Raw genomic sequence first — 11,115 nt, 5'->3', positions numbered from 1 at the left:
TGTGACGGCGAACAGTGGCGTGTCTCCCCCGCACTGCTGCGTAAGATCATCGATTTGTAAGCTGCGCGCCGAATACGGGTTCCGCTGACACTTACGTTTCGCGTGGCGTGGCACAGGCATACGTGTAGCTCGATGCCCCCAACGAGGCCACGTAGATGTGAGCGCGTCCGCCATCGGTGAGCGCGATAGTGGGCCCCGCAAAATCGATGAACAGCTTCTCTCCGGCGCGGTGCACCTGCCGCATAGAACGCTTGAGTTGCTTGGCAAAGCGGCGGTAATTTTCGCAGAATTGCGAGTAGGCGTAGGTCTGGCAGTGCGCAAAATCGGCGCGGTGCTCCTCCCACAAAAGCATCAATGTCATGCCCTTGCGGCCCAGCTCCCTATGCATGCGGCCATAGTCGGGCTGTACATAGTCTCGCGCTTTTTGGGAGCCGACCATCAGGCGCCGCTCCAGCGCTGCCTCGTCCATGCCTTGGACTGTGAACCAGTCCAAGCCCGCCGTAGCCGCCAGGCCCGCGTATTTAGTGACCACACCTTTCGACAGCCCCAACGCATCGGCGATCTGCTGGTGCGACAGTTTGGCATCAAGTTTGAGCCGTAGTACGTCCTTAATCTTACGCATATTGATCCTTGGTGCGGGCACGCTGTTTCCAGTCAAAAAACAGGGAGCGTACCCGGTAGGTTGCAAAATGCGTAACTCCATTACTGCGCTGTACAACGCCATTCCGGTATCGTGACCAGCGATTCCGGCATCGTGACCGCTGATTCCGGACGATGCTCGAAATCGGTCACGTTCGCCCGGAATGGGCGGTCACGTTCAAATGGAATGGCTGGTCACGATGCCGGAATCACTGGTCACGTTCGTCCGGAATACCCACTAGGCGCGCCAGTCCGTATAGCTCATGCAGCCCCTTCCTATGGTGCGATCGTTGTTTTTTGCGCGAGGTCCAGCTTGCGATGAATCAGCGAAATCATCGTCAAAATGTCGAGCGCATCCTGTTCTGACATTGGCCAATTGGTCTTAGGCGCATGAGCCAGCGGATTTCGCACGGCGCCAAATAGACCTATCATTAGGTTAGCAAAGCCTTTCTGCTCGCTCTTTTCCGACTCGGTATTGAGCGGCCCCAACGCCAAAACCGGTTGTTGCCCTGAAAACACCTTGTTCACCAGGTCTGCTCCGTCACCACTTAGGCCAGACAATTGGCGAATCCGCTCCGCGACGCCCTTCGTCGCTTCGAACACCGCGTGGAAATAGTTCTCATCCAAGAGCTCGGAACGGCAATAGTTCAAGACTTCTGCATGGACGGCGCGACTTTCTAGTGCGGCCTTGAGCCGGCCCGCACGAGCGCGAGCCGCGTCGAGCGTCGTAGCTTTATCGGCGTACCCGACCTTGCCGTCTTCACGCACATAGAAACCGGAGAAGGCAAGAACGACATTGAGTTCGTCGCGACGCCATGCAAATGTCGTTGCATCGCGGGCGTAATTCACCGGGTTCATCGCTCGGTTGATAAAAATGATGAGGTGGTTGCCGACTTGATGTTGGTTCTGCGCACCGGCTAACGCATTGAACAACCGCTTCCATTTGGTCATCGCTGGAGAGGAGTCGGCAATTTCGATCTCCTGCAACAGCCGCTCGATCTGCGTCCCGCTCAGGCCGCGCTCGGTGTCGGCTAGGACACGGCAGGCGGCTTCAAGGTGCTGGGAGCTAAATAACGGAATACGAGTCATAAATCTTTCTTTGTTCTTAGGCCCATTCAAGCGCGGTGATGATCGCCTGTCCCTCGGTACCGACTTCAACAAACAGAGCGTGCTCATAGCCAAGCTGCTGCTTGTAGCCCTGAAGTTTCCTGAGATCGATCTGTCGATTGACGCGGCTCGTTGATTTCTTGAACTCCAAGACCAAATGATTTTGTCGCGTACCCCGTCGATGCACGATTACATCCGGGAATACAGTCTTCGCTTCATCGTCGTCGCTATTTGGATAAAGCTCTAAATGTCCGAGTCGCTTGGGTTCCGTGCCATCCCTGTTGTATTCGCAATCTACGGTCCAACCAGGAAAATACTGTTGGAGATACATCGCAAAGCGAAAGGTGATGGAGCGTTCGTTAGCGTCGATATCAAGTAAGTCATGGTCATTTTCCAAAAGCTCGGAAAGCGCTCGCGCAACTGCCTCGCCTGGCTGCTGACGCTGGAGATACTGTATTTGATTGGCGGATAGCATCTTCACTCCCTTCCTGGCGTTCCAGTAATGGACCCAACCAACCCAAAATGGCACATTCCATCGCCCTTGCAATATCCACGAATACGAGCGATATGCGACCTCCATAACACTGCTCAAAACGGGCCTCCGTCATGGAGCCGAAGGATTCGTCAAATGCGTGGCGCTCCACGCCGTCGCTCTCGCATGAAAGTGCTCAATCACCCCGACGATCTCGGAAGATCTGCAATCGTCGAAATGGTGCCCGAATACGAGTGTTCCGTGCATTACGAACTTGGCCAGGTCAATCAGCAGATGGCCAAGCGTTGGCTCATCGAGGAAGGGACCGTAGGTCGCCAATCCGCTGGCTTTCGGTGCAACTAAAAGAATGCCGGCATAGGTCGGATGCGAAGCGTAGACGCAGTAGCGCTGGTAGATCTCAGCACGCTTCCCGGTCGTGAAGCCGTCACGCTTGTCGAGCGCGTCGCGTACCGCCTGCGGTTGGAACTTCTTTTTCGCCGCCGTGCCGCCGGTCTGCCAGATAGCAACCGCAGCGGGATCGTGCAGGAAATAGTCCAGCAGATGCGTCGTTTCTAGCAGATCTCGAATGAGCGAAAAGCCCGCCTGATAATAACCTGCCAGGGCCAGTTTCAGGGCTGTTGCCGCTGCGTTGAACAGGCGAATACCCAGCAATTGCACCACCTGCTGATGGCCGCTGGGCGTGGGATAACCTCTGCCCAGAATGACCACCAAATCCATCGCCTCACCAATGAGTTCCAGATGTTCGGTGAAAGCGGGCGCCGCCTTCACAGCAGCAAGGCCAAGCGCGCGCAAGCGCTCCTCCTCGCCGTGTAGGCCATTCAGGTTCTCAAGGGCGAGCGAACTGGTCATCATCGAAACACCGAACTATGCCCGCACCGGCACGGCGATCCGCACAGCGATATCCTGGTTCAACCAGTTCGTGGCAGCCAGCAGCCGGCGGCCTTCCTCGTAAATGTTTGGATTGCCGTCCAGCGAACGCAGCGTGACTGCGATGACCACGCGCAAGGGTTGCGCCAGCGGCGGCTCGAATGCGCGGCGCAGTAGCGTTGCCTGCAACGCCCAAACATTGCCGGCAGCGCCCTTCGGAAAGCTGCGCCGGTAGATCTTCACTGGCGACCATTTTCCGCCGTGCTCCACCTGGGCTTCTTCGAAACCGTTCGTGCCGAGCTCGCCTTCGGCCGGTACGCAACCTTGGAACGCGAGGTTGCCGTTGGCATTGGTAGACAAGCGTCCGAAACCCACGTCCACGTTGAAGCGCACGTACTCCGCGCCCTTAGACGGGTCCACCGGCGGCGCGTAAACGGCCGTGATAATGACTTCGGCTTTGAGCTTCCCTTCGTGGATTAGGGATGGAGGAATGGGGAATGGCGATTTCCGCCACTTCATCGAGTCCACTATATCGAGTTCGAACAGCATCGTGAAACTCGAATCCGAATCGTACAGCACGGCAATTGGATCGCCTGGCATTCCAGCCCCGTAGTAACGCCTCTCAAGCGGGGCGCGATCAGGGGCGCCGAGTTGAGCGCTGTGGATCATAAGCGCCTTAACCATAACAGGCGACGCCGTCAGCGGGTTCGCACGCCCGGGTCCCGAGAGTGAATGCCAGGTACACGCCGCCAAGCCCGCCGCGATCGGCGACGCGTAACTGGTCCCGCAGCCGGTGTTGACGGTGCCGGCGCTGGTGAGCACGTTAACGCCGATCCCGCCAGTCTGGAGAAGCGCGTCGGCGTTGCCGCCCACATGCACGAGATCGGGTTTCGGAGTAAAGACGGGACCGGGGCCGCGCCGGGAGTACGGCGCCGGCTCGGCAATGCGCACCAGGCTCGCCGCGCTCTCCAGATGGGTGATCGCGCCGACAGTGAGAGCTCGCACCGAGTCGGCCGGCATGGAGATCCGGTCGGCCAAGGCTGCGGCGGGCGCCGGCCAGCCGCGCCGCGGCTCGTTTTGATAATTGCCGGCGGCAACCACGAATAGCACCCCATACGTATCCGACAAGGCATCGAGTTCCCGGCCGAATTCAGAAAACTCGTCGTCGCCGATTTCTGCCCCACCGAGTGAGAGATTCCATACCTTGACGTCTGGGTGCTTGGGGATGGCTTCGCGTAGACGGATGATCAAGTCGCCTTGCTGCGCGCCATATACTTCGAGCGCGCAAACGTCATGGATCCGGCAGGCTGCCGCCGTCGGGAAGTAGGCGTGTTGGCTATTTAGACCCCGACTGTCCACAACGAGCGAAGCAACGGCGGTGCCGTGCACAAAATCGGTGTCAGGCGGCAGGATATAGGTGTCGCGGCTCGCCACCCAAGGCTGCAGCTGGGCGCTGGCTGGATTGACGCCGGAGTCGAACACTGCGACCACTGGCAGTCCGGGCGCAGGCGGCGCGGCAACGAACGTGGGCATCGGGGCGGCCGGCATGACAGCGGCGGTCGGCAGAATGCGTGGCTCGGGCCTAGCTTGCCGCACGCCCTGGAATTGAACGATGGCGGAGAACGCAGCAATCCCCATCGCATCGTTCATCGTCAGGAGGAATAATGGCGGTCCTGTTCTCTGCGGAAGGCGGACAGCTGGGATTCGATGCGTGCTCAGGAGCTGCTCGAAGCGCTCAATCACGAGGTTGGTCGTCGCGGCTGAGTCGTGGGAAAAGAGGCGCACCATCAGGCGCGCGGCGATTTGGCGGAACGATGCGAAGACTTGGTCCAAAGGCTGGTTGCGGGCGTACCTTGGCAAGCGGCGGTTGATATCCCAGGCTTCGAAGCGATCCACTGCCGACAGATTGTTGCGGATCGCCTTAGTGGTGCGCGCGCGGATCACGTGCTCCAGCTGTCCGAGGCTGACGGGATTGACCGCGACCAGCATTTCGTTGATCTCGCCGTGCCCGGCCTGCGGCATGTTCGCTTCGGAAATGAGTGTAAGTGGACGATGCGATTTCGCAACGGCCACGTCGCGTAGGCGCATGACCATCACGCCCGGCACGTCCGGATGGAAGCGCGCTTCGGCAGCAATTTGCTCGGCGGCATCGCCCATGGACCGCGCAAGCGCGTTGCGAAGCTCTGCAGTGACCGGAACTAATTCCTTACCGCCTCCGCCGGCCGGGGGATCCACACCGACCAGGTCGCGCCGTTCGTAGGAAACGTGCGCGATCGGATTAGTGGCCTTGGGCGCCCCTCTTTCGGGTCGGTTTGCCTGCGTTGCCATGTTCCCCCTGGACAAAGTGGTTTATTTGCCTTGTTGATACATTATATAAACGCGCAAGTTCTCGTAGGGAAAATATCTTTGCGTCCCATTGGCGCAGCCACGCAATTTCGTCGCTCAGGCTAGCTGGGGAATGCCCCTGGACCAGCGCAAAGGACAAGGACAGGCGGCGAAACAGTTCTCCGTCGTCCACCACAGCTCGACCATCGAGTACAGCATGGCGCTTCGCATCCAGACTGACCTGTTCGATCAAGGCACCCGTGGCACCGGCTGATTTCACTGTCAAAGTGTGCCAATCGAGTGAATCCGGGGCGTAGCTACCCAACATGCTCTCCCACATTTCCTTACGCAACACCGCGTCCGGCAGCGGTAACGGCAACTGAAAGGGAAAACGGCGCCACACGGCAGGATCGAGCAGCTTTTCGTGGTTCGACGCTGCCAGCAGGACCGTATTGTCTGAGAGCGCATCGATGTTTTGCAGCAACGCAATGACCACGCGCTGCAGCTCTCCGATGTCGCGCTCGTTGCCGCGCGCGGATGCGAGAGCGTCGAATTCATCAAGAAAGAGCACGCATGGACGTTGCTCGACATAGTCGAAGATGCGGCGCAGATTCTTGCTCGTCTGGCCAAGCAGACTGCTGACCAGGGTATCGCAGCGGGCCGTCAGGAGCGGCAAACCAAGTTCGCTGGCGATCCAGCGTGCCGACTGAGTCTTGCCGGTGCCAGGTGCGCCGTATAGCAGCATGCGCAAGGGCATCGCCGCGTGCGCGTTACGCAAGCGGTCGTAGTGCTTAACGCATTGGAGGAACTCGTCGATCCGCTTGGCGGTGCCGCCCGGTAGGCAGAGGTGTACGCTACCCTTGGGCGGCTTGCTAATGTCGAGCGTGTCGAGCCGGCTTTCGCTGTCGACCGGCAGGCCGCCGATGAGCCCAGCCGCATCCTGGGCATGCGCCACCGCCGTTGGCGCGCGCGCCAGGCGCTCGCGGATGCGTATCGCGATTTCGCGTTCACCATCCTGTTCCAGCTTGTCGGCCAGCAGGCCGGCATAGTTGGTCGACATCGTTGCGTTCGACCGCAGCGCGCCGTCCAGAATCTTCAGTACTTCGGATAGGTGGGGGAAAGACATTTGAGACACAATTTCCGTTAGATGAGTCGTTAAACTCAATCATCGTAACGGAAACCGCCAATTTTGTACCGCAGTTTTCACAAATTGTTTCAGGACCGCGTTATCATGCGGCATCTCCTTCGAAACTACGGCCGCGCTGCGGCTGGGAGTGGCAGTGGTGCCTGAGCGATCCCTTAGCGCCTGTCAACTTCGTTTGCCAGGCAGAGTTTCCCAAGAATGAGTTGAGGACTCAAGACTAGCCGTCTCATTTTGGATCGGCTGATTCCATTGGGAATATCTGTGTAATTGAGGCGAATGGTTGCCACTGGGGAATGCGCGATTCAAGCTGTCCGTCTTTACGCAAGAGGTGGTGCGCTGCGCCGGGAAAGAGGCGTGGATCCAGTGGATACTTCGCGTTGGGATTGTGAAATACGTCCATGCCTTCAATCCAGGATTCCTTGTAGTCCGGCGAGTTCACCTCGTGGACGAACTCCAGAGGCTTCTCTGAGTTTTCGTCCGGATTTGCTGCTGTCCCTTTCCGAACAAGGCGAACTCGCTTTGAACCGAATCCAGCGATCAAGCCTATTCGATTAAACTTCGAGATTGTTGCGCTGGCGTTGGATATGACGGCACTAATGTTCTCCGATTCAGGCAACGAAAAAAAGCCAGATTGAATTTCCTTTGTACCCCACACATGGGTTTCCATCTTCGTTGGTGTAATCACTAACTTTCCTTCTTTGTCCCACGACCAGTCCCAATTTGTGCCGTACAGGTAAATTGGAAGGGCTGTTCGGCTCATCATCATCGACATTGGCGCGTGAAAGTCTTGGATTGCAAATATTAGCGGGCGTCCTTGAACATTTTCCTTCTCCCAGTATTTCTTGGCCAGCTTCGCCGTCAGAGGCCCGGCGTATCGGATAGGCATATAGTGTTTCTGGAACGCTCGCATCTGCTCGTCCGTATCAAGTGCAGGTGGCGGCACTAACTCCCCTTTCGCGTTGCGAGTGGGGTTGACAGTGGTGGCTTCAATACAGATCTCCCCGGACGCGTTGCGTGCGCAAAAGTCTGGCATTGGAAATGTCTTATCGAAGATATATCAGGATGCCTCTCGGCAAAGTACACGCTTTATTGCATCTTCAACTGCTTGATAGGGCGGGTACGGAACCTATGCGCTTCGACTTGAGCGCCGATAGTCGCAGTTGGGCGCTTCTGGTAAACTACCTGTATCAATCGCTCTCTCTGCAGGAGATTGAACCATGACCGCTTTGAAGAAGACCTCCCCCAGCCCGAACAGCGCCTATAAATTGGCAGCCGCCGCTCGCCGCGCCAAGGTCGCTTCCATGAATGCGCTGATCGTCGGTGAGGTTAAGCCTTCCCAAGGCCGGATCCGCGTCACGTTGGGTGGCAAAGCGTTCAGCCGGAACGCCCACTCGGGTGTGTTCGGACCGTCCTCCATCGACATTCCCGAATTTTCCAGCGCCCGGAAGCGCAAGTCAGTATGAGGAAGCGGCCAGCGGCCGCTTTTTTTCGAATACGGCTTTCGCGCGCGAAACTTCTCCCGTAACACACAACGATTATGATCCGAGCCGGCTCAGGTGCCTTTGCCAAACTTTGATCTGCAAAGGCTGTGGATTACAGCATTCACGATTCTGCGATTTGAGCCAGCGCAAGCAAACTCGAACCCATCTGACTGCCCAGGTCAGATCAAGTCTGGGTTACTACAACTAAGGCCAGGCGCTTCGCTGCCAATTAGGCCTCCTTGAATGCTTTGGCGGCGGCCATGACATCCTCAAACCTCCCTTTTCGCAAAGCATCGAGCGGACTCTTTTTGCTCAGCGAAAGACGTGGTGTTGTAAAGAATTGCCATTTGCTCGCCCCAGGCAGCCGATCAAGTTCCTTACATATGGCTTCCAGCTGTGTGCGTTCCAGGCCCTGGTCGCCAAAGAAGGCAGGGTACAACTTGGTACGGCCGCCGGCGTCCAATGAAAACATGCGCTGGTCCCGCACGGCCTTGTAGATGGCTTGAGGGGTCACGCCCAGACGCTCTGCCAGCCGCTGAGTATTGACCAGATCTCCGACATCTGCCAAACGCAGAATAGAAGTGTTCTCATTTCCTGCGAACTGAGTCACAAATGCCTTATTTGTTTCAGAAGTCAGGTTGTGGGCAGTACCCATTTCAACTTTGCTCATGATGCCCTCCATGTTCAAGCTCCACTTTACCGTAAAAATTTCCTTGGAATCCAAGCGGATCAACGAAGGCACTTTGAACGGCTTCCAGGTGTCTAGCAAACTCGTGGCGATTCATTGGAGGGTTGACGTCTTTGTCGGAAGAGTCTGCGAGTAGGATGTTTAACTACCAGAGACCAACAATGTTGTGTCATCGCTTTCTTCACTGCTCTTACGACTTAATTGACGAGAATACATGCGTGGGCGGAATGAATGGTAGCTAACGAAAAAGGGCCGGTGGTAAACCGGCCCTTTCTGCGATGTCGCCCGACATCTGGTGTCACACTTTATTCCGTGGTGTCACACTTTATTCTTTAGTGTCAGACTTTATTATTTTTCCACAAGTCAGCGATGGCCGGCGGCCGCGCTTACTCCACCGTCACCGACTTGGCCAAATTACGCGGCTTGTCCACATCCGTGCCGCGCGCCAGCGCCGAGTGGTAGGCCAGCAGCTGCAGCGACACCACGTGCAAAATCGGCGACAGCAGGCCGTAGTGCTCCGGCAGACGGATCACGTGCACGCCCTCGCCCGAGGTGATGCGCGAGTCGACGTCGGCGAACACGTACAGCTGGCCGCCGCGCGCGCGCACCTCCTGCATGTTCGACTTCAGCTTCTCGATCAGGCTGTCGTTCGGCGCGATGGTGACGACCGGCATCTCCTCGGTGACCAGGGCCAGCGGGCCGTGCTTGAGCTCGCCGGCGGGGTAGGCCTCGGCGTGGATGTAGGAGATCTCCTTGAGCTTGAGCGCGCCTTCCAGCGCGATCGGGTAGTGCATGCCACGGCCGAGGAACAGCGCGTTTTCCTTGCGGGCGAAGTCGTCGGCCCAGGCGATGATCTGCGGCTCCAGCGCCAGCACGGCGGCGATCGCCACGGGCAGGTGGCGCATCGCCTTCAGGTGGGCCGCCTCTTCCTCTTCCGTCAGGCGGCCGTTGACCTGGGCCAGCGTCAGCGTCAGCAGGAACAGCGCGGCCAGCTGGGTGGTGAAGGCCTTGGTCGAGGCGACGCCGACCTCGACGCCGGCGCGGGTGATGTAGGACAACTTGCACTCGCGCACCATGGCGCTGGTCGACACGTTGCAGATCGTCAGCGTGTGCTCCATGCCCAGGCTGCGCGCGTGCTTCAGCGCGGCCAGCGTGTCGGCCGTCTCGCCGCTTTGCGAGATGGTCACCACCAGGGTGTTCGGATGCGGCACGCTGTCGCGGTAGCGGTATTCGCTGGCGATCTCGACGTTGACGGGGATCTTGGCCACCGACTCGATCCAGTACTTGGCCGTCAGGCCGGAGTAGTAGCTGGTGCCACAGGCCAGGATCAGCACGCGGTCGATCTGCTTGAACACGGCGTAGGCGCCGTCGCCGAACAGCTCGGGCATGATGCCGGTGACGCCTTCGAGCGTGTCGCCGATCACGCGCGGCTGCTCGAAGATCTCCTTCTGCATGTAGTGGCGGTAAGGGCCCAGCTCGGCGGCGCCGGTGTGGGCGTGCACGGTCTTGACCTCGCGCTCGACCGGCTTGCCGTCGACGTCGACGATCCAGACGCGGTTCAGCTGCAGGTCGACCACGTCGCCTTCCTCCAGGTAGATAATCTGGTCGGTGGTGCCGGCCAGCGCCATGGCGTCGGAGGCGACGAAGTTCTCGCCCTTGCCCAGGCCGACGATCAGCGGCGAGCCCTGGCGCGCGGCGACCACGCGGTGCGGCTCCTCGCGGCTGAACACGGCGATGGCGTAGGCGCCGTGCAGGCGCTTGACGGCCTGCTGCACGGTGTCGAACAGGTCGCCGTTGTACATGTGGTCGACCAGGTGGGCGATCACCTCGGTGTCGGTCTGGCTCTGGAACACATAGCCGAGGGCGCTCAGTTCGGCGCGCAGCTCGTCGTGGTTTTCGATGATGCCGTTGTGCACCAGGCCGATGCGGGCCTGCTCGGTGCTCGGCGAGAAGTGCGGGTGGGCGTTGTGGGTGGCCGGCGCGCCGTGCGTGGCCCAGCGGGTGTGGGCGATGCCGGTGAAACCTTCCAGGCCGGTCTCGCGCATCTGCTGCTCAAGGTCGGCCACGCGCGAGGTGCTGCGCGAGCGCTGCAGCTTGCCGTCGACGTGCAGGGCGACGCCGCAGGAGTCATAGCCGCGGTATTCGAGACGCTTCAGGCCTTCCAGCAGGATGGGGGTGATGTTGCGTTGCGCTACCGCGCCGACGATGCCGCACATAGGAGCCTCTTGGTTGATTTGTTAAGTAATGCAGGCATCGTAGTGCAGAGGCCGTGAAATATGCTTTCATAATTCATGTATATTTGAAAGAATATTTCACCATTCAACACAGATGAAATATTATTTCATTTTACTGAATTATTTTTATGGATTAA

The 11,115-nt window shown here is 58.6% G+C and carries 9 protein-coding genes and 1 pseudogene; 1 reads left to right on the top strand and 9 read right to left on the bottom strand.

What is annotated here, in order from left to right:
- Window positions 1-94 precede the first annotated feature (94 nt).
- The 7 genes and pseudogenes from BM252_RS07825 to BM252_RS07795 form a co-directional block, all read right to left on the bottom strand.
- Window positions 95-643, bottom strand: a pseudogene (locus tag BM252_RS07825) (IS21 family transposase); the annotation flags it as partial.
- 272 nt (window positions 644-915) lie between these two features.
- Complete coding sequence (locus BM252_RS07820) at window positions 916-1,728, bottom strand: TIGR02391 family protein (protein WP_093385896.1); 813 nt, start codon at window positions 1,726-1,728, stop codon at window positions 916-918.
- A gap of 16 nt (window positions 1,729-1,744) precedes the next feature.
- Complete coding sequence (locus BM252_RS07815) at window positions 1,745-2,221, bottom strand: hypothetical protein (protein WP_093385894.1); 477 nt, start codon at window positions 2,219-2,221, stop codon at window positions 1,745-1,747.
- 129 nt (window positions 2,222-2,350) lie between these two features.
- Entirely contained in the window at window positions 2,351-3,091 is a 741-nt protein-coding gene (locus BM252_RS07810) for a hypothetical protein (protein ID WP_093385891.1), read from the bottom strand.
- Between the two features lie 12 nt (window positions 3,092-3,103).
- The gene (iteS, locus tag BM252_RS07805; RefSeq protein WP_093385888.1) at window positions 3,104-5,434 is read right to left on the bottom strand and encodes a S8 family anti-phage peptidase IteS; all 2,331 of its coding nucleotides are present in this window, start codon (window positions 5,432-5,434) and stop codon (window positions 3,104-3,106) included.
- Window positions 5,385-6,557 carry an anti-phage ATPase IteA gene (gene iteA, locus BM252_RS07800; protein ID WP_093385886.1) on the bottom strand — a complete coding sequence of 391 codons (1,173 nt, stop codon included), beginning with the start codon at window positions 6,555-6,557 and terminating at the stop codon, window positions 5,385-5,387. Before iteA ends, iteS begins: the two co-directional genes overlap by 50 nt.
- A 244-nt stretch (window positions 6,558-6,801) precedes the next feature.
- Window positions 6,802-7,608, bottom strand: a complete 807-nt coding sequence (locus tag BM252_RS07795) for a hypothetical protein (RefSeq protein ID WP_245774148.1) — start codon at window positions 7,606-7,608, stop codon at window positions 6,802-6,804.
- Between the two features lie 184 nt (window positions 7,609-7,792).
- Between BM252_RS07795 and BM252_RS29955 the strand changes: the two genes are divergently transcribed.
- Window positions 7,793-8,038 (top strand): hypothetical protein, encoded by a 246-nt coding sequence (locus tag BM252_RS29955; protein WP_139236338.1) that lies wholly within the window; start codon window positions 7,793-7,795, stop codon window positions 8,036-8,038.
- Between the two features lie 247 nt (window positions 8,039-8,285).
- Here BM252_RS29955 and BM252_RS07790 read toward each other — a convergent pair whose 3' ends face one another.
- Complete coding sequence (locus BM252_RS07790; protein WP_139236336.1) at window positions 8,286-8,726, bottom strand: hypothetical protein; 441 nt, start codon at window positions 8,724-8,726, stop codon at window positions 8,286-8,288.
- A gap of 404 nt (window positions 8,727-9,130) precedes the next feature.
- Window positions 9,131-10,960, bottom strand: a complete 1,830-nt coding sequence (gene glmS, locus BM252_RS07785; protein ID WP_093385880.1) for a glutamine--fructose-6-phosphate transaminase (isomerizing) — start codon at window positions 10,958-10,960, stop codon at window positions 9,131-9,133.
- Window positions 10,961-11,115: the final 155 nt, after the last annotated feature.

It is taken from the genome of Rugamonas rubra (assembly GCF_900114705.1).
GTDB lineage: Bacteria > Pseudomonadota > Gammaproteobacteria > Burkholderiales > Burkholderiaceae_D > Rugamonas > Rugamonas rubra.
This window is presented reverse-complemented; position numbering and strand designations above follow the sequence as displayed.